Below are 19658 nucleotides of genomic sequence, written 5' to 3' on the forward strand. Positions count from 1 at the left end.
CAAGCTGCCCCTCCGCATTAAGCCGCCTCAAACCGCCTGAACAGCGCCTTCCCTTGCAGCAATCTTACGCCCAGCCAACCGCCGCACAGCGATAACAGCAGCGCACCACCGATCGGCAACACGATCCATAGCGTCCAGTCTGGCTGCCAGGGGAAATCAAAGATCTTGCGCTGCAATCCCCACAGCGCCGCTTCCGCCCCCAACGCCGCCGCAATGCCCGACACCACGCCAAGCAATGCAAACTCGCACCACAGCGTCCCGCGCAGCAGTCGTTTGCTGGCACCCAGCGTGCGATACACCACCAGCTCCTGGCGCCGCTGACGCATGCCCACCTGAATCTGCGCCAGCAGCAGAAGTACGCCGCACACCGTCACCAGCACCACCATCACTTCCAGCGCCTGGCTCACCTGCGTCAGCACCTGGCCTATTTGGCGCAGCATGCTGCCAATATCCAGCAGGCTCAGCGTAGGAAACGCCCGATTAAGCTGGGCCAGCAGCGCCGGATTGTTATCCATGCGGAAGCTGGTCAGCCATGTTTGCGGCTGTTGATCAAGTGCGCCCGGCGGGAAGATGAAGAAGAAATTCGGGCGCAGACTTTCCCAATCAACCTTACGCAAGCTGGTAATTTTGGCGCTGAACTGCTGAGTATCGCCACTGAAGGTCAAGGTATCGCCGAGCTTCACGCCAAGACGATCCGCCAGCTCGACTTCCATTGAGACTTCACCGGCTTTTGGCGGCCAGCTGCCGGAAATCAGCGGATTGTGATCCGGACGATCGGCTTGCCACGTCAGATTGAGCTCGCGATTGAGCGCGTTATCCAGCTTCGGATCCGCCTCTTGGCCGTTCAACTCGGTCAGGCGCGCGCGAACAATCGGATAGAAGGTTTCAGGTTTAATGTGATGCCCATTCAGAAAATCGCGAACCTGCGGCACCTGCTCTTGGGTGATATTCAGCAGGAAATAGTTCGGACTATCCGCGGGGAGCTGCTGTTGCCAGCGACCGAGCAGATCGCCGCGCATCACCAGCAGCAGCGCCAGCAGCATAAACGACAGCGAAAACGCCGCCAGCTGGCTGAGCGTCATTGCCGGTTGCCGCAGCAGGCGGTTTATCGCCAGGCGCAGCGCCAGATTGCGTACCACCAGCTTCCGCAGCAGCAGCAGCGTGCCCCAGCCGAGCAACGCCAGCAATAGCGCCAGCATCACCACGCCCGCCAGCAGCGCCCATAGCATTTTGCTCCCGCCCATGAGTAGCGCCAGCAGCCCCATGACGATCAGCGCCATGGCGGGCAGATAAAAGCGCAACGGCCACACATTTGCCACCGCATCGCGACGCAATACGCGCAGGGGCTGAGTAGCCATCAGCAGACGATAAGGACGCGAACCGACCAACAGCGAGATAACGAACATCGCGTCAATTGCCCACAGCCACGGCCAGAAACTGGCGGCCGGCAGCGCGGCGGGCAGCACCGGTTTCAGCATTAACAGCAGGATGACTTCAATGCCCTGCCCCAGCGCGCTGCCGACGATGGCGGCCAGCAACAGCACCGCCAGCCATTGTCCGATGATTAATCGCTGCAGCGCTTTACGCGTCGCGCCCAGCGTTTTCAGCACCGCCACCAAATCGTAGCGGCTGCGGCAGTAATGGCTCATCGCCACCGCCACCGCAGCAATCGCCAGCATTAACGTTAGCAGCGCAGAGAGCAGTAAAAATTGCTGCGCACGCTGCATCGATCGCCCTAGCGCATCTTCCGAATTCTCGACGCTGACCCAGCGCTGATCGGCGTTTAGCTGTGGTTCGATCCACCGGTCATAGCGTGCCAGCGGTGCCGGTTCACCCGAGAACTTATAGCGCCAGCTCAGGCGGCTGCCCGGCTGAATGGCCCCTGTTTTCTCTACGTCTGCCAGATTCATCAGCAAACGCGGCGCAGTCTGAAACGGATTGAAGCCGCCATCCGGCTCCTGGATCACTTCACCGGCAATGCGCAAGGTGGTGTCGCCGACGTCTACGCTGTCACCCACTTTCAAATTCAATAACGCCAGCAAACGCGGCGCGGCCAGCACCGTTCCCGCTTGGGGGCGCAGCCCCGGTGGATCAGTTTGCAACGTGCCAAACATCGGATAGGCATCGTCAACGGCTTTAACGTCCGCCAGCTGCGGCGTTTCTTGCGCGAAGGTCATGGTCATAAAGCTCAGCTGGCGGCTGACAGACAAACCTTCGTCACGCGCTTTACTCAGCCATGCTTGCGGCGCGGGTGCGCTGCTGCGCAAGGTGCGATCGCCCGCCATAAAGTCACGGCTCTGCTGGCTCAACCCTTTTTCCATGCGATCGCTGATCGATCCCAGCGCCAGCACGCAGGCCACCGCCAGCGTGAGCGCCAGCCAGACTATCAGCAGCGACGGCGATCGCCACTCACGCCAGAACCAGCGCCAAATCATGCTTCCTCCCACAATTTGCCGTCACGCAGCCGTAAGCGGCGGTCGCAACGCGCCGCCAGTTGTTCATCGTGCGTCACCAGGATTAGCGTGGTCGCAAAATCGCGGTTGAGGGAGAACAGCAGATCGGCGATACGATCGCCGGTTTTGCGATCGAGGTTGCCGGTGGGTTCATCGGCAAACAGCAGACCGGGACGACCGCTAAAGGCGCGCGCCAGCGCCACACGTTGCTGCTCGCCGCCAGAAAGTTGTGCGGGCAGATGGTGCAGACGATCTTTCAGCCCCAGCACGCTCAAAAGCTCCACGGCCTGGGTGCGGCTTTCACGATCGCTATCGCCACGCAGCAGCGCCGGCAGCTGAACATTTTCCAGCGCGTTGAGCGTCGGCACCAGCATAAAGGATTGAAAGACAAAGCCGACTTCACGCGCGCGCAGCGCCGCTCGCTGCTCTTCGTTCATGTTGTGTAGCGGCTGGCCCAGCAGGTGCACCTCGCCGCTGCTGCCATCGTCCAGGCCCGCCAGAATACCCAGCAGCGTGGATTTACCCGAGCCAGATTCGCCAATTAAGGCGATGGTCTCGGCTGGTTTGACAACCAGCTCAACTCCGGTAAGGATGGTCAGCTGATGCTCTCCCTGACCGACGGACTTAGTAAGATGATGAACTGCAACAATGTTTTCCGCTGGCATTATCCCTTCCTGTTGTTATTGCTTCTGCTGGTGTCGCGTATCGCTGCCGCCGATACCTTGCTGGTGTTGGGCGATAGCCTGAGCGCCGGGTATCGCATGTCGGCCACGGCGGCCTGGCCCAGCCTGCTGAATAAAACGTGGCAACAGCAGCCCAATGTGGTGAACGCCAGCATCAGCGGAGATACCGTAGGCCTTGGGCTGGCACGTTTGCCTGACCTATTAAAACAGCATCAACCGCGCTGGGTGTTAATCGAATTGGGCGGTAACGATGGCCTGCGCGGTTTCCCTCCGCAGAATATCGCTGCCGATCTGACCAAAGTGATCGACGAAGTGAAAGCCGCTAAGGCGCAGCCGCTGCTGATGCAGATTCGTCTACCTGCCAATTATGGACGTCGCTATACGGAGGCGTTCAGCGCGATTTATCCGCGCCTGGCACAGCAGTACAACATTCCTCTGGTGCCCTTCTTTATGGAGCAGGTCTACCTGAAGCCGGAGTGGATGCAGCAGGACGGCATTCACCCCAATCCGGATGCTCAGCCGTTTATCGCCAATCTGATGGCGACCGAACTGGCTCCGTTAGTAAAGCATGATTAATCCAGACGCGTGATTTTAACGGGTAAAAAAATGCAAAGAACAATTCTCATCACCGGCTGCTCCAGCGGCATTGGCCTGGTTGCCGCGAATGATTTACTGGCGCGTGGCTATCGCGTGATTGCCGCCTGTCGTCGCGCTGAAGATGTGGCACGCATGGAAGCGCTGGGATTTATTGGCGTGCAGCTGGATCTGGATGATGCCGCCAGCGTCGATGCTGCGGCCGATCGCGTGCTGGAACTGACCGATCATCGCCTGCATGCGCTGTTTAACAACGGCGGTTTTGGCCAGTATGGGCCGCTCAGCAGCGTATCACGTCAGCAGTTGGAAAAGCAGTTTTCCACCAACCTGTTTGGCACCCATCAACTGACCATGCGACTGCTGCCTGCACTGCAAGCCAGCGGCAACGGACGCATCGTCAATACCAGCTCGGTGCTGGGATTGATCTCCACGCCGGGACGCGGTGCCTATGCCGCCAGCAAATGGGCGCTGGAAGCCTGGAGCGATGCGCTCCGCCTCGAAGTGCGCGATGCCGGCGTGCGCGTCAGCCTGATTGAGCCGGGCCCGATCAGCACCCGCTTTACCGACAACGTGCATCAGGGCGAGCAAGACAAACCTGTGCGTAATCCCGGCATCGCCGCGCGCTTTACTCTGCCACCAGAAGCGATTTTGCCGAAACTGCGTCACGCATTAGAGAGCAAACATCCGCGCCTGCGTTATCCGGTGACGCTGGTGGCTTGGGCAATGAGCCTGCTGAAACGGCTGTTGCCAGGTTGGATACTGGATCGCATTTTGCGCAGCAACTAAGCTGCAACGCAGAATCGAACTTGAACACGGGCAGCTTGCCCCCATATCCTCAACACACTTTCTGCCAAGAGACGTACTCATGTCACACGCTTTGATTATCGACATCAACGAATCCAACCTGCAACAGACGTTAGAGCAGTCCATGCAGCTGCCGGTGCTGTTCTATTTCTGGTCCGAGCGCAGTCAGCACTGTCAGGAGTTGACGCCGGTGCTGGAACGTCTGGCGCAGGAGTATGCCGGACAGTTTATTTTGGCGAAGCTGGATTGCGATAAAGAGCAGATGGTGGCGTCGCAGTTTGGCCTGCGTTCCATTCCTACCGTCTACCTGTTCCAGAACGGTCAGCCGGTTGACGGCTTCCAGGGCCCGCAGCCGGAGGAAGCGATTCGCGCTCTGCTGCAAAAGGTCTTGCCGCGTGAAGAAGAAGTAAAAGCGCAGCAAGCCATGCAATTTATGCATGAAGGCAAACCGCTGGATGCGCTGCCGCTGCTGAAAGATGCCTGGCAGCTGAGCAATCAAAACAGTGAAATTGGCTTCCTGCTGGCCGAAGTGCTGATCACCCTGAACCGCAGCGATGAAGCGGAAACGGTGTTGGATAAGGTGCCGCTGCAGGATCAGGATACGCGTTATCAGAGCCTGGTTTCACAAATTGACCTGCTGAAGCAAGCCGCCGATACGCCTGAAATTCAGCTGTTGCAGGAGCAGCTGGCGAGCGATCCCGCGAATGCTGAGCTGGCTGCTAAACTCTCCTTACAGCTGCATCAGGTTGGCCGCAACGAAGAAGCATTAGAACTGCTGTTTAGCTTCCTGAAGAGCGATCTCAGCGCCGGCGACGGCCAGGTGCGTAAAATGTTTCAGGAAATTTTAGCGGCGCTGGGCACCGGCGATACCCTCGCCACCCGCTATCGCCGACAGCTTTACTCGCTGCTGTACTGATCGGTACCGCGCGTTAAACGGGCCGAAGCGACTCGGCCCGACAATCTGACAGCCAGGAGGTTATATGTTAACGGTGATTCCCGTCATTATTGTGCTCGCACTCGTCACCGTGTGGGCCGGAGTAAAAATTGTTCCACAGGGTTATCAGTGGACGGTAGAACGCTTTGGCCGTTACACCAAAACGCTGGCACCTGGCTTAAATCTTCTCATCCCGTTCATGGATCGTATTGGTCGCAAAATCAATATGATGGAACAAGTACTGGATATCCCCTCGCAGGAAATCATCTCTAAAGACAATGCCAACGTCACGATTGATGCCGTGTGCTTTATCCAGGTTGTCGATCCGGCACGCGCCGCCTATGAAGTCAGCAATCTTGAACTGTCGATACTTAATCTGACGATGACAAATATCCGCACCGTGCTCGGCAGCATGGAGCTGGATGAGATGCTGTCACAGCGCGATAACATCAACACCCGCTTGCTGCATATCGTCGATGAAGCCACCAATCCCTGGGGTGTAAAAATCACCCGTATCGAAATCCGTGATGTGCGTCCGCCGCAGGAGCTGATTGCGGCAATGAACGCGCAGATGAAAGCGGAACGAACTAAACGCGCCGACATTCTGGGCGCGGAAGGTGTACGTCAGGCCGCGATTCTGCGCGCCGAAGGTGACAAACAGTCGCAGATCCTTAAAGCAGAAGGTGAACGTACCTCGGCCTTCCTGCAAGCCGAAGCGCGTGAACGCCAGGCCGAAGCCGAAGCCAATGCTACGCGCATGGTGTCTGAAGCAATAGCCGCCGGGGACATTCAGGCTGTGAACTATTTTGTGGCGCAGAAATACACCGATGCCCTGCAAAAAATCGGGGAGGCTAACAATAGCAAAGTGGTGATGATGCCGCTTGATGCCAGTAGCTTGCTTGGCGCGATAGGCGGGATCAGTGAACTGCTGAAGGAGAGCCGTCAGGAGCGCAGACCATGATCCTCATGGAGCTGATTGCGCACCCCCACTGGTTCTGGCTCACTCTGGGCGGCCTGCTGCTTGCCGCCGAAATGCTGGGCACCAGCGGTTACTTGCTGTGGAGCGGCTTAGCGGCGGTGGCCGTGGCGCTGATTGAATGGATTGTTCCCATCTCATGGACCAGCCAGGGAATTATGTTTGCGGTGATGACGCTGCTGAGCGTTTTTTTCTGGTACCGCTGGATGCGCTATCGTGAATCGTCACAGCAGCCCAATACGCTCAATCAGCGCGGCAGCCAATTAATGGGGATGCAGCTCACGCTGGATAACACCCTAAAAAATGGCCTTGGCCACGTGCGCATTGGTGACAGCAGCTGGCGCGTGCAGGCGGAGAGCGATCTGCCTGCCGGTACGCCGGTGATTGTGACCGGCGTCGTCGGTATTACGCTAATCATTCAGCCGCGCTTTCCCTCGGCCTGATGGCAGCACCCTGCCAGATGATTGATAATCGGACACTCTGCGCCGTCATCGCCCGGACAGGCTTCTGCTAGCGCCAGCAACCGCGCGCGCATGGCATGTAACTCTTCAATATGCGCGGCAATCTCGGCGGCTTTCTGCAAGGTACGCGCTTTTACATCGGCGCTGTGACGTGCGGGATTGTTAAAAAGCGCCACCATTTCACGGCACTCTTCCAGCGTAAATCCTACCTGTCGCGCCTGACGCAGCAGGTTGAGCTCATCAATATGATGCGCAGCGTAATGGCGATAACCATTGTCACTGCGCGCTGGCGGCGTCACCACGCCTTTCTCTTCGTAAAAGCGAATCGCTTTGCTGGTGAGCCCGGTTTTTTTTGCCACATCGCTGATGTTCATATTCACCTCTTGACCTTCCCCTGAATGGAAGGTTTAGGCTCTATATCTAATGCAAATTTTGCATGCAGTCAAAACCAACATGAGGAATAAACCATGTCACACACACAACTGCTGGCGCTGGACGGTTTGTCATGCGGCCACTGTGTAAAACGCGTTAAAGAGGCGCTCGAACAGCGCAGCGATGTCGAGCAGGCGGAAGTTACCCAGCAAGAAGCGCGTGTTATTGGCGCAGCCAGTGCCAGCGATCTGATCGCCACGGTGGAACAAGCTGGCTACCACGCCGTGCTGAAAGATGGCGCTGCCAGCCCAAAGCCTGATCCGTTGACAGCTACAGAGCCGCCGCCGGAGGCGCTGACAACGGAGTCGCAACCGGCAGAAGAAAATCTTGCCGTGCATCACTTATTGATTGGCGGCATGAGCTGTGCCAGCTGTGTCAGCCGCGTGGAGCAAGCGTTACAAAAAGTGCCCGGCGTGAGCCAGGCTCGCGTCAACCTCGGTGAGCGTAGTGCGCTAATCGTGGGTGATGCGACGGCCGAAGCGCTGGTTAGCGCGGTTGATCAGGCCGGTTATTCCGCCGAAGTGATCGATGATGAACAGACCCGCCGGGAGCGTCAGCAGGTTAGCGCTCAACAAGCCATGCGCCGTTTTAGCTGGCAGTCAGCGCTGGCGCTGCTGCTCGGCGTACCAATGATGATTTGGGGCATGCTCGGCGACAACATGATGTTGAGTGCTGATAACCAAACCCTGTGGCGTACGCTGGGTATCATCACCTTGCTGGTGATGCTGATTGCTGGCGGGCACTTCTACCGCAGCGCATGGCGCAGCTTGCGTCACGGCACCGCCACCATGGACACCCTTGTCGCGCTGGGAACCGGTGCAGCATGGCTCTACTCCATGAGCGTGGCCATCTGGCCAGAATTTTTTCCGCATCAGGCGCGTCATCTCTATTTCGAAGCCAGCGTGATGATCGTTGGCCTGATTAATCTCGGTCATGCGCTGGAACAGCGCGCACGGCAGCGCGCCTCAAAAGCACTGGAACGACTGCTGGATTTGACGCCCGCGCAGGCGCGCGTCGTTAACGAACACGGTGAAACGCTGCTACCACTGAGCGATGTTCAGCCGGGCATGCTACTAAAACTGGTGACCGGCGATCGTGTGCCGGTAGATGGCGAGGTTGCCAACGGTGAAGCCTGGCTTGATGAAGCGATGCTCACCGGTGAAGCGGTACCGCAGGCCAAACAGCCCGGAGACAACATTTTTGCCGGGACGCTGGTGCAGGACGGCACGCTGCAGTTTGTCGCGCGTGCTACCGGTAGCCACACTACGCTGGCACGCATTATCAATCTGGTGCGTCAGGCGCAGAGCAGCAAGCCGGATATTGGCCGCCTTGCGGACCGCATCTCCGCAGTATTTGTGCCGGTAGTGGTGGCGATTGCGCTGTTCAGCGGCCTGATGTGGTATCTGGTTGGCCCGCAGCCACAGCTGGCTTATACCCTGGTGATTGTGACTACCGTACTGATTATCGCCTGCCCTTGCGCGTTAGGCTTAGCCACGCCAATGTCGGTCATCGCGGGTGTAGGTCGGGCGGCGGAACTCGGCGTGCTGGTGCGTGATGCCGATGCACTACAGCGCGCCAGCGAAGTTGACACCATCGTGTTTGATAAAACCGGCACCCTGACGCGCGGCACGCCGCAAGTGAGCGATGTGGTGCTGTATGGCGACTGGGATCGCCAGCAGGTTTTGAAGGCGGCGGCACAACTGGAACAAGGCTCCAGCCATCCGCTGGCCAAAGCAATTCTCGACGCGGCACCGTCGGAGAGCGCCGAGGCGGTTAAGCAATTTCGTACAATACGCGGCAAAGGCATCAGCGCTAAAGTTGCCGACAGAACGCTGCTACTGGGTAATCAGGCGTTACTGAGCGAGCAGCACATTGATTACAGCGCGGCACAAGCGGATATCGAGCGCTTCGCGGCGCAAGGCGCTACGCCGGTGTTGTTAGCGGATACACACCAATTGCTCGGTTTAATCGCGCTGCGTGACAGCCTGCGACCAGAGAGCAAAGCGGCGTTACAGCGCCTGCATCAGCAGGGCTACCGCTTAATTATGCTGACGGGCGATCATCAGAAAACCGCACAGGCGATCGCCGCCGAAGCGGGGATTGATGAAGTGATTGCCAGCGTACTCCCCGACGGCAAAGCCCAGGCCATTATCCAGCTGCAGCAGCAAGGTCGCAAAGTGGTGATGGTTGGTGACGGCATCAATGATGCACCGGCGCTGGCGCAGGCAGATGTCGGCATTGCAATGGGCGGCGGTAGCGACGTAGCGGTGGAAACCGCCGCAATGACGCTAATGCGCAACGATTTGCACTGTGTTGCCGATGCACTGGCGATAGCGGGCGCTACCTTGCGCAATATGCGCCAGAACCTATTGGGTGCTTTTATTTACAACAGCCTGGGTATTCCGATTGCTGCCGGTGTGCTCTATCCCTTTACCGGTATGTTACTCAGCCCGATCGTAGCAGGCGCTGCAATGGCGCTGTCGTCCATTACCGTGGTGAGTAACGCTAACCGATTGTTGCGATTCAAGCCCGCGCAACGGCAATAGCCACTCCGGCCCTGTTTTTCAGTGAGTGAAATCGCTAGCATGGATTTTTGACTTCAAAAGGACAGGGAATGAGACACGGTCTGTGGCACAGCATCCAACAACGGATCGCGATCCTTTTCCCGGCCAGTTACAGCTGGCCGGCTATGGATATCCATCTGGATAACCGCCGCCTGCATCTGGCTGGCAGCATTCATATGGGCACGCGTGACATGCAACCTTTGCCCGCCGGTTTACTGCGCCAGCTGAATAAAGCCGACGCGCTGATTGTTGAAGCGGATATCACTCAAGGCGGATCGCCCTTCAGCAACGATGATGAATATCCGCCGCTGGCAACGCGGCTCGACGCAGAGGTTTTGCTGCGGCTGCAGGCGTTGTGTGATGAGCTATCGCTATCAATTAGCCTGTTCGACACGCTGCCATTTTGGCAAATCGCGCTTATGTTACAGGCGCAGCAGGCGCAGCGGCTGGGGTTGCGTCCACAGTTTGGCATTGATTACCAGCTGTTACAGGCAGCGAAAGCCGCCAATAAACGCATCATTGAACTGGAAGGTCCGGAAACTCAGATCGCCCTGCTGAAATCACTGCCGCAGGATGGATTGCCGCTGCTGCTGGATACCCTTGAGCATTGGCATACCAACGCGCGTCTGCTGCAAACCATGATCAGCTGGTGGCTGGATGCCCCGCCAAAGCAGCAGCCGGTGGCGCTGCCTACCACCTTTAGCAGTGAGTTGAATGACACGCTGATGCGAAATCGTAATCAGCACTGGCGTGAGCTGCTGCTGGCGTTACCGAAAGGGCGATATGTGGTGGCAATAGGGGCACTGCATCTGTATGGCGACGATAATTTGCCGGGATTGCTGAAGCGTTAGGCCATTCCGGTACGCCAAGATTGGCATTGCCCATCGTAGGGTCGCCATTCATGGCGAGCGGTAGAAGGGTGCAAATAACAATAAAAATCACAAAAAAAGAAGGCCAATAATAATATTGGCCCGTCAAAGAGGAATTTGTTTATGATTTTGGTTATCACCAGCAATCTCTTGCTGGCGCGGGCCAATTCTCGCGCAAAGTTCAGAATTTCGCCACTCTTTTTCCATTCAAAATGAAATAAGAATCTTCCTAACAAGGATTAAATATGACGCCTGCGGTAAAACTGCTGGAAAAACAAAACGTCACCTTTACCCTGCACCCTTACGATCACGATAGCCATGAAACCAATTTTGGTGACGAGGTGGTACGTAAACTGAATCTGGATGCGCGTCAGGTGTTCAAAACCTTACTGGTCGCGCTAAACGGTGATGCCAAAGCACTGGCAGTGGCGGTCACGCCCGTCTCATCGCAGCTGGATCTAAAAAAAGTGGCGAAGGCGCTGGGCGCTAAAAAGGCCGATATGGCCGATCCGCAGCTGGCGCAGCGCGTGACCGGTTATCTGGTAGGGGGAATTAGTCCACTCGGACAAAAAAAACGTCTGCCAACGGTAATCGATCAGCAGGCTGCGGAATTCGCCACCATCTTTATCTCCGGAGGCAAGCGCGGGCTGGATATTGAGCTGGCCGCGCAGGATTTGTCGCGCCTGCTGGATGCACCGCTGGCCGATGTGGCGCGTCGAAGCTAATCGGGCTGCTGGGCGCAGAGCTGGTCGATCATCCAGCGACCAGCCGGTCCCGGCGGGTTACGTCGCGACCACACCACATCGACCGCAATACGCTGCGGCCAGCCCGGCACCGGCAGCTCTTTTAGTACCTGATGCCCAAATTGCTCCACCAGCCAGCGCGGCAACACGCTCCAGCCGAAACCCTGCTCTGCCATCTCCAGCAGCAGCAAATAGGATGGCGCTGACCATACGCGCCCCGCGGGCAGCGGCTCACGCGTTTGCACCCAGGTATTAAGCCGTAAATGCCGCAGCTCACCCAGCTGCCCTTCACTCACCTGCTGCAGCTGCGATAAAGCATGATCCTGATGCAGATAGATCGCCATCTGTGCCCCCACCTGCAAGCGCGCAACCGCCAAATCTGGCGGCAGTTGCGGCTGAGCTCGCACCACACCAAGATGCACCCGCCCGGCCTGTAAAAGATCCAGCGCATCAGCATCCTCGGCAATCATGCATTCGAACTCAATATCCGGATATCGTTGGTCAAAGCGATTAAGCAGATTTTGGTGATGATCGGCCTGCCAGAAATCTGAAATCGCCAGGCTGAGCCGCGGTTCCACGCCTTGCGACAAACGCACCGCCAGCTCATCCAGCCGCTGGCTAGCGGCGAGAATTTGCTGCACCTGCGCGAAGGCGCGCTGGCCATGCTCGGTCAGCACCGGCTGACGCCCACTGCGATCGAACAGCGTAAAACCCAAATCATCCTCCAGGTTAGCGACCGCGCTGCTGATGGTTGACTGGCTTTTTGCCAGCGCACGCGCAGCAGCGGAAAACGATCCGCTGGCCACGGTTTGCACAAAGGCTTCTAGAGATTCCGGGGAGTACTTCATAGTGATCCATCGCTTTTATCGATAGGTGATCATTTTATCTTAGCATTACAGAGTGCCAAAATGTGCGACATCACTAATCAGGAGGTTTATATGCGTACCCGTTCGCTGAAAGAACGTTTTTGTCATGCCGCAGGCTTTGAAGGGTTGGCACTTATCACTGTTGCGCCGCTGGCTGCCTGGATCATGGAGAAACCGCTGTTTCAGATGGGCGCGTTAGCGATAATGCTGTCGACCGTCGCCATGCTGTGGAACATGATCTATAACACCGGCTTTGATCGCATCTGGCCGCCACAGGTTAAACGCGGCTTCGGTCTGCGTGCAATGCATGCGCTGGGTTTTGAAGGGGGCTTTATCCTGATCGGCTTGCCGATTGCGGCCTGGATGCTGAATATTTCGCTGCTGGACGCTTTCGTGCTGGAAGTGGCGTTCTTTCTGTTCTTCCTGCCTTACACCATGGTCTACAACTGGGTGTGGGATAAGTTGCGTCAACGATGGGTGACGCAGAAAAATTGCCAGGCTTGATAAACCGGCCACCATGAATGGTGGCCCTACGTGGATATCGCCGGGTTTTTGTAGGGGGCGCATTCATGGCGTAATCCTCATCAGTTAAGCGTGAATCGGCCACCATGAATGGCGACCCTACGTGGATATCGCCGGTTTTTTGTAGGGCGCGCATTCATGGCGTAATGCTCGTCAGTTAAGCGTGAATCGGTCACCATGAAGGGTGGCCCTACGTGGATATCGCCGGTTTTTTGTAGGGTGCGCATTCATGCGCACCAGGAAATCGGCGTTCAGTGTTGTGCCGCGCGCGGCCAAATCCACGCCAGAATCATCTGCGGATAGCTTGGCTTCCGCTCCTTCTCCTGGGCTTTATTACGCTGCTCAATCTGTGCTTCCGTCAGATGCACAATACCGGTTGGTACAAAATCATCGACCTTTAAGGGTGAATGCTGGCTGACAAATTCACGCAGCACATCCGCATCGCGCAGCCCGCTATTGCTGAATCCGGCATGGTTTTCGATCACCGGATAACCGTCGCCACCGCTAGCATTAAAGCTATTCGTCGCCATACGGTAGGTTTTATCCTTTTGCAGCGCTGCGCCGTCGATCTTCACCTCGCTAACGCCTTTGCCATCCGCCACCAGACTGATGTTGGTGAACTGCGCGAAGCCGCCTGAATCCACTTTGATATTGGCCACCGTTGCCAGATAGTTCAGCAACTCATTGCCAGTGAGCGTAACCGACACCACCTGATTGCCGAACGGCTGCACCTGCAGCAGATCGCGCCAGCTGAGATTACCCTTGTCCAGCGAAGCGCGAATGCCACCGCCGCTCATAACCGCAAAGTCTGCTTTGGTCGCCGCCATTTGCGCACGTAAAATCAGCTGGCCAAGATTGGTTTGCTCAAAACGCACCTTGTCGCGCTCACCGACAAACACACCGTCACTGCTGCCGACGTTGACATCCAGCTTCTTGCCTGCGCGCAGTTGGTAAGGGGTTAACAACTTCATCATCGCGCTGTTTTTCGGGATCTCTTCCTGCCAGGTGAGCCAGGATTCGCTGCCGTCGAGGTTCTTCACTTTGTGCTTTAGATTAACCGGGATCAGCTGGTAGCTATCCAGCGTCAGCTCGCCGTTACGGAAGGTGAAGTCGCCGCGACCAACAAACTTGCCCCACTCTTTGGCCTGCATAATCCACACGCCGTTCTGGCGATCCGGCTGGCAAGGTTGGCCCGGCTGATAATCTTTCACGCTGACATTCTCTTTTGCCATGCACACGGCATCCTGCGAGTGACCACCAACAATCACGTTGATGGTACCCGGCGGCAGGCTGCGCGCTAACTCCACATCGCCCGGCGCATTACTGCCATGCTGGCCATCGTCATAATGGCCCATGTGCGTCAGCGCGATGATAACGTCAGGTTTTTCAGTGGCACGCAGCTCAGCTACCACTTTCTCGGTCTCTTGCACCGGATCGCGAATATCTATCGTCGCGATGTTCTCAGGATTGGCGATGCGCAGCGTGTCGGTCGTCGTCAGGCCAATTACGGCAATCTTCAAGCCCATACGATTAAATGTCGCCCACGGCTTAAATAAGCGCTTATCGGTGCCTTTTTGATAGATATTGGCCGAAAGGAAGGGGAATTTGGCCCACTTTTGCTGCTTTTGTAGCACGCTAAGCGGTTTATCAAATTCATGATTTCCCAGCGCCATGGCGTCATAGCCCACGAGATTCATGCCGCGTATATCCGGTTCAGCATCCAGCATATCTGACTCTGGCACGCCGGTGTTCACATCGCCTGCCGACAGGATCAGCGCACCGCCACCTTTGGCCTGAACATCATAGCGCTGTTGATCCATCAATGTTTTTTGAGCGGCCAGGCCGTATTCACCTTGTGCATTAGTCCAGTAACGTCCGTGATGATCGTTGGTATGCAGAATACTGAAACGATAGCTGCGATCCGTTTGCCATGCTTGCGCCAGCATCGGCAGCAGTAACATCAGCAGCGCCACCCAGCGCCCTCTTCGCGGTAATAAAAACAAAGCCGATCTCCTTATTCTGCGTTTTTCCACTGAGCTGTGGACTAAATGTGCTTTATCGCCCACCTGTGTCGCACAGATGGCACTTTAACTCAAGACGAAAGGCTTATAGAGTCAATCAGTAAGTAACAATCTGATAACGATAACCGCCCTTTTCAGGATTATTATGGCAAGTGAACTCGCATCACCGGCACGCGCACCGGGCCGCACCGCTTTTGGCATCTTAGGCGCCATCAGCCTCGCGCATCTGCTTAACGATATGCTGCAATCTTTGTTGCTAGCCATCTATCCGATGTTGCAGAAAGATTTTAACCTCAATTTTGTACAGATCGGCTTGATTACACTGACTTTTCAGGTCACCGCCTCGCTGCTGCAACCGCTGATTGGTCACTACACCGATAAGTACCCCAAACCCTGGTCGCTACCGGTGGGCATGGGCTTAACGCTATGTGGGTTGATTCTGCTGACCTTTTCCACGACCTATCCGCAAGTGCTGCTGGCTGCCGCGCTGGTGGGAAGCGGTTCGTCGGTATTCCATCCGGAATCTTCACGCGTGGCGCGTATGGCTTCCGGCGGTCGTCACGGTTTGGCACAGTCGTTGTTTCAGGTAGGCGGCAACTTTGGCAGCGCACTGGGGCCACTGCTGGCGGCGATGATCGTGGCGCCTTACGGCAAAGGCCATCTTGGCTGGTTTGTGCTGGTAGCGCTGCTGGGTATTATCGTGCTGCTGCAGGTGAGCCGTTGGTATAGCCACCAGCAGCGTGCGAGCAAATCCAGCACCACCGTGGCGCCGGTGAATCCGCTGCCGCGTAAAAAAGTCGCACTGGCCATAAGTATTTTGCTGCTGCTGATCTTTTCCAAGTACTTCTATCTCACCAGCATCAGCAGCTATTACACCTTCTATTTAATACAGAAATTCGGGCTTTCCGTGCAGGCTTCGCAATTCCACCTGTTTGCCTTCCTCGGCGCGGTGGCTGCAGGCACCATTATCGGTGGGCCTATTGGCGATAAGATTGGACGAAAATACGTGATTTGGGTGTCTATCCTTGGCGTTGCCCCGTTCACGCTTCTCTTGCCGCATGCCAACTTAATGTGGACCAGCGTACTGAGCGTGATCATCGGGCTGATTCTTGCCTCGGCATTTTCCGCCATTTTGGTCTACGCCCAAGAGCTGATGCCGGGACGTATCGGTATGGTTTCTGGGCTGTTTTTCGGCTTCGCCTTTGGTATGGGTGGGCTGGGAGCCGCCGTGCTCGGCGTGGTGGCCGACCACACCAGTATCGAATGGGTTTATCAAATCTGCGCCTGGCTTCCCCTTATCGGCCTTTTAACCGCTTTCCTCCCCGATAATCGCCACGCCTGACCTTCTTTCGCGGGGGCAACTGTTTTTCCTTGCCCCCTCTCGCTCTGCATGTTTCCTGCCGATAACCTGAGATAAGTGATGAAAATGCAGCTTCAGCACCGTTTTTATCTCATTTTTTCAATTTAGCGACTTTTTACCGCTCAAATGTTTAAACGCGGTTAGCGATTGTGCATTACACTAGGTTGTTACAAGCGGATACATTTGCACACAAGGAGACAGGCATGCATCACACCACACCGTTGATCACTACCATTGTCGGGGGATTGGTCCTCGCATTTCTCCTTGGTATGCTGGCAAATCGCCTGCGCATCTCACCGCTGGTCGGCTATTTATTGGCGGGCGTGCTGGCCGGCCCTTTCACACCAGGCTTTGTCGCGGATACCAATCTTGCCCCTGAACTGGCTGAACTCGGTGTGATTCTGCTGATGTTCGGCGTCGGTTTGCACTTCTCGCTCAAGGATTTGATGTCGGTAAAGTCTATCGCCATTCCCGGCGCCATCGCGCAAATCGCCGTGGCGACGCTGCTGGGAATGGGGCTTTCCTGGACGATGGGCTGGTCGTGGATGACCGGCCTGGTGTTTGGGCTGTGTCTCTCAACCGCCAGCACCGTGGTACTGCTGCGTGCGCTGGAAGAACGTCAGCTCATTGATAGCCAGCGCGGACAAATCGCCATTGGCTGGCTAATCGTTGAAGATTTGGTGATGGTGCTGACGCTGGTGCTACTGCCTGCCATCGCCGGCATGCTCGAACAGGGCAATGCCAGCCCAACGCTGCTGCTGTGGGATCTGCTGCTCACCATCGGCAAAGTGGTCGCCTTTATGGTGCTGATGATGGTGGTAGGACGTCGCGTGGTGCCGTGGATTCTGGCAAAAAGTGCCGCTACCGGTTCGCGTGAGCTGTTTACCCTTGCGGTTTTGGCGCTGGCACTCGGTATCGCCTTTGGTGCGGTCGAGTTCTTTGATGTTTCCTTTGCACTCGGCGCCTTCTTTGCCGGCATGGTGCTGAACGAATCGGAACTGAGCCACCGCGCGGCACACGATACCCTGCCGCTGCGCGATGCCTTCGCCGTACTGTTCTTTGTTTCCGTTGGCATGCTGTTTGACCCGATGATTCTGATTGAACAGCCGCTGGCGGTGCTCGGCGCGCTGGCGATTATCGTCCTCGGTAAATCGATCGCCGCGTGGCTGCTGGTTACGCTATTGGGTCATTCACGCCGCACCGCCATGACCATTTCGGTGAGTTTGGCGCAGATTGGTGAATTTGCCTTTATTCTGGCCGGCCTCGGTATTTCGCTGGGTATGTTGAGCGATGAAGGCCGCAATCTGGTGCTGGCGGCGGCAATTCTCTCTATCATGCTCAACCCCATTCTGTTTACCGTGCTGGAGCGCTACCTCGATAAAACCGAGACCATGGAAGAGCAGACGCTGGAAGAAGCTATCGAAGAAGAGAAGCAGATTCCGGTGGATATCTGCAACCACGCGGTGCTGGTCGGCTATGGTCGCGTCGGCAGCCTGCTGGGGCAAAAACTGATGGATGCGGATGTGCCGCTGGTGGTGGTGGAGAATTCCCGCCCACGCGTTGAAGCGCTACGTGAGCAAGGTATTAAAGCGGTGCTGGGCAATGCAGCTCGCGTTGATACCATGGAGCTGGCGCGGCTCGACTGCGCACGCTGGCTGCTGCTGACGATTCCAAATGGGTATGAAGCGGGCGAAGTCGTTACGGCGGCGCGTGAGAAGCGTCCCGACATTGAGATTATTGCGCGTGCGCATTACGACGATGAAGTGACCTATATTATGGAGCGCGGCGCCAATCGCGTGGTGATGGGTGAACGTGAAATCGCCAATAGCATGCTGCACGTGCTGGAAGAAGAGATTGCGCAGAACCCGATTGTGCGCGAGTGCCCGATTTAAATGAGTGCGGTCATTGTTAAGATCGCCATAAATGGCGTAATGCTCGTCAGTTAAGCGTGAATCGGTCACCATGAATGGTGACCTTTTTTGTAGGGTGCGCATTCATGCGCACCGATGCCATCATCAACGATATCATCAACGATCCCAGTACGACTCTTCTAAACTGTCTTCCCGCTCCGGCAGGCCACGCGTCAGGCGTGGTGAATGCTGGTTCAACACCTGATAACTCACCCGGTTGGCGTATTTACACACCTGTGCCAGCGAGGAATACGTCAGATAGGCTCGTCCGTGTTTGCTGGAGTTAGGCACCTTTTGGCGGTGGAAGTTGTTGGCGGTGATATCATGCAGCAGTGCCGCCAGCGCGCCATCGCCCGCGCCATTGGTGTTCATAATCTTTTCTGGTCCGCCCATGTAAGGCGCGATATGCGAGAAAATACGCAGCGGCTGGTCGCAATCCTTGTGACGCATCGCCCGACTAAATTCATATTGGTTGAACTCAGCCAACGCGCCCGGCAGCAGCGGATGGTTGGTTTTGCGCTTGAATTCCTCTTCCGTGAAGCCGGCCATGTACAAACCGGTTGGCCCAGCGGTGCACAACACCAGATCCACCCAATCCAGCGCCATGTTCGATGCCAGCAAAGGGTCTTGCTCACCGGTCAACGCGAAAGCCTCTTCTTCATTCATCGCGACAATCGAGACGTGATCGCGCAGGAAGTCGCGCCAGAACTGCGGGTTATCCTGAATCACATATTTAGTGCCGAGCGTTAGCACCACCGGCACATTGTGTTTCTTTGCGTATTCAATAGCACGCAGCGTCGCTTCCGGCATCGGTTCGCCCGGCTGGCAGCGCACCAGATACGACGTCAGCACCAGCGCCGACGCGCCGGCAATCACCTCTTCCGGAATGTTGCTGGCGTGCAGCTGGTTCATTAAACCCGGACTGATGGCAAAGGTGCGTTCGCCCTGCTCGCCAATCAGCGTGAAGCAGCGGCCAATGGCGCCGTCCACGCCCTGCAGGAAGTTAAGATCCATGCGGCTGGATGTGTTGCACAGGTAGCGATAGGCATAGCCGCCAATCTGGATGTTGTTACACATCACGCCCAGCAGCACCGAGCGATCGTCGGCGAGTACCGAGTAGTTGTGCAGCGTATTGCCGATGGTGCCACCCGCGAATTGATGGCTGATGAGCTCTTCACGCATCAGTTCGTTATAGAGTGCTTCGGCAGTCGTATCGTCGATAACCAGCGAATGGCCGGCGCTAAGGCCGTAACGCTGCAAAAAGTCATCATCGACTTTAGCTTCAATATCCACCAGCGTCTGGTCGATACCCACCACCCAGCTGCCCTCTTCCTGCTCTTGCTGCGTAGCTTGCAGCAGCGGATCGCGCGCGTTAACGGGGAAATAGTGTTTGGATTTGCGTTTGCCGGGAAATTTCATCGAGAGTGCCGTCAGGGAAAATCAGGCAGAGAATGATATCACACTCT

Annotated in this window: 17 protein-coding genes; 11 read left to right on the forward strand and 6 right to left on the reverse strand. The window is 56.5% G+C overall.

Annotation, left to right across the window (positions count from 1 at the left end; all coding sequences use genetic code 11):
• Positions 1–17: 17 nt before the first annotated feature.
• Together ybbP and ybbA are read right to left on the reverse strand one after the other, a co-directional pair.
• Complete coding sequence (gene ybbP / locus CRO19_RS03725; RefSeq protein WP_097094657.1) at positions 18–2435, reverse strand: putative ABC transporter permease subunit YbbP; 2418 nt, start codon at positions 2433–2435, stop codon at positions 18–20.
• Positions 2432–3118: a putative ABC transporter ATP-binding protein YbbA gene (gene ybbA, locus CRO19_RS03730; RefSeq protein WP_097094658.1), complete on the reverse strand. Its 687-nt coding sequence runs from the start codon at positions 3116–3118 to the stop codon at positions 2432–2434. The genes ybbP and ybbA overlap by 4 nt, the downstream gene beginning before the upstream one ends.
• Between ybbA and tesA the strand changes: the two genes are divergently transcribed.
• The 5 genes from tesA (at position 3086) to CRO19_RS03755 (ending at position 6887) form a co-directional block, all read left to right on the forward strand.
• Positions 3086–3712 carry a multifunctional acyl-CoA thioesterase I/protease I/lysophospholipase L1 gene (gene tesA / locus CRO19_RS03735; RefSeq protein ID WP_176519125.1) on the forward strand — a complete coding sequence of 209 codons (627 nt, stop codon included), beginning with the start codon at positions 3086–3088 and terminating at the stop codon, positions 3710–3712. The genes ybbA and tesA overlap by 33 nt on opposite strands.
• Before the next feature lie 30 nt (positions 3713–3742).
• A complete protein-coding gene (locus CRO19_RS03740; protein ID WP_097097581.1) occupies positions 3743–4516 on the forward strand; it encodes an SDR family oxidoreductase in 774 nt (257 codons plus the stop codon).
• Positions 4517–4595: 79 nt separating this feature from the next.
• A complete protein-coding gene (locus CRO19_RS03745; RefSeq protein WP_097094660.1) occupies positions 4596–5450 on the forward strand; it encodes a co-chaperone YbbN in 855 nt (284 codons plus the stop codon).
• 64 nt (positions 5451–5514) lie between these two features.
• The gene (locus tag CRO19_RS03750) at positions 5515–6429 is read left to right on the forward strand and encodes an SPFH domain-containing protein (protein WP_097094661.1); all 915 of its coding nucleotides are present in this window, start codon (positions 5515–5517) and stop codon (positions 6427–6429) included.
• Positions 6429–6887 carry an NfeD family protein gene (locus tag CRO19_RS03755; RefSeq protein ID WP_097097582.1) on the forward strand — a complete coding sequence of 153 codons (459 nt, stop codon included), beginning with the start codon at positions 6429–6431 and terminating at the stop codon, positions 6885–6887. Before CRO19_RS03750 ends, CRO19_RS03755 begins: the two co-directional genes overlap by 1 nt.
• On the opposite strand, the gene cueR is transcribed toward CRO19_RS03755, so the two are convergent.
• A complete protein-coding gene (gene cueR / locus CRO19_RS03760) occupies positions 6863–7279 on the reverse strand; it encodes a Cu(I)-responsive transcriptional regulator (RefSeq protein WP_097094662.1) in 417 nt (138 codons plus the stop codon). The two genes, CRO19_RS03755 and cueR, sit on opposite strands and share 25 nt — an antisense overlap.
• Positions 7280–7372: 93 nt before the next feature.
• Here cueR and copA point away from each other — a divergent pair, with 93 nt between their 5' ends.
• From copA to ybaK, 3 genes are all read left to right on the forward strand, one after another.
• Entirely contained in the window at positions 7373–9883 is a 2511-nt protein-coding gene (copA, locus tag CRO19_RS03765; RefSeq protein ID WP_097094663.1) for a copper-exporting P-type ATPase CopA, read from the forward strand.
• Positions 9884–9951: 68 nt separating this feature from the next.
• Positions 9952–10752: a TraB/GumN family protein gene (locus tag CRO19_RS03770; RefSeq protein ID WP_097094664.1), complete on the forward strand. Its 801-nt coding sequence runs from the start codon at positions 9952–9954 to the stop codon at positions 10750–10752.
• A gap of 263 nt (positions 10753–11015) precedes the next feature.
• On the forward strand, positions 11016–11495 hold the full coding sequence (gene ybaK / locus CRO19_RS03775; RefSeq protein ID WP_097094665.1) for a Cys-tRNA(Pro)/Cys-tRNA(Cys) deacylase YbaK: 480 nt from the start codon (positions 11016–11018) through the stop codon (positions 11493–11495).
• Here ybaK and CRO19_RS03780 read toward each other — a convergent pair.
• Positions 11492–12361 carry a LysR family transcriptional regulator gene (locus tag CRO19_RS03780; protein ID WP_097094666.1) on the reverse strand — a complete coding sequence of 290 codons (870 nt, stop codon included), beginning with the start codon at positions 12359–12361 and terminating at the stop codon, positions 11492–11494. The two genes, ybaK and CRO19_RS03780, sit on opposite strands and share 4 nt — an antisense overlap.
• A gap of 90 nt (positions 12362–12451) precedes the next feature.
• Here CRO19_RS03780 and CRO19_RS03785 point away from each other — a divergent pair, with 90 nt between their 5' ends.
• Positions 12452–12883: a multidrug/biocide efflux PACE transporter gene (locus tag CRO19_RS03785; protein ID WP_097094667.1), complete on the forward strand. Its 432-nt coding sequence runs from the start codon at positions 12452–12454 to the stop codon at positions 12881–12883.
• A gap of 269 nt (positions 12884–13152) precedes the next feature.
• Here the strand turns inward: CRO19_RS03785 and ushA are convergent, their stop codons facing one another.
• Positions 13153–14904: a bifunctional UDP-sugar hydrolase/5'-nucleotidase UshA gene (gene ushA / locus CRO19_RS03790; RefSeq protein WP_097094668.1), complete on the reverse strand. Its 1752-nt coding sequence runs from the start codon at positions 14902–14904 to the stop codon at positions 13153–13155.
• Positions 14905–15067: 163 nt separating this feature from the next.
• Here ushA and CRO19_RS03795 point away from each other — a divergent pair, with 163 nt between their 5' ends.
• Complete coding sequence (locus CRO19_RS03795) at positions 15068–16264, forward strand: MFS transporter (protein WP_097094669.1); 1197 nt, start codon at positions 15068–15070, stop codon at positions 16262–16264.
• A gap of 221 nt (positions 16265–16485) precedes the next feature.
• On the forward strand, positions 16486–18174 hold the full coding sequence (ybaL, locus tag CRO19_RS03800; protein ID WP_097094670.1) for a YbaL family putative K(+) efflux transporter: 1689 nt from the start codon (positions 16486–16488) through the stop codon (positions 18172–18174).
• Positions 18175–18309: 135 nt separating this feature from the next.
• Here ybaL and CRO19_RS03805 read toward each other — a convergent pair whose 3' ends face one another.
• Positions 18310–19611, reverse strand: coding sequence for an inosine/guanosine kinase (locus tag CRO19_RS03805; RefSeq protein ID WP_097094671.1), 1302 nt, complete (start codon positions 19609–19611; stop codon positions 18310–18312).
• Between the last annotated feature and the right edge of the window lie 47 nt (positions 19612–19658).

It is taken from the genome of Candidatus Pantoea floridensis (genome assembly GCF_900215435.1).
GTDB lineage: Bacteria > Pseudomonadota > Gammaproteobacteria > Enterobacterales > Enterobacteriaceae > Pantoea > Pantoea floridensis.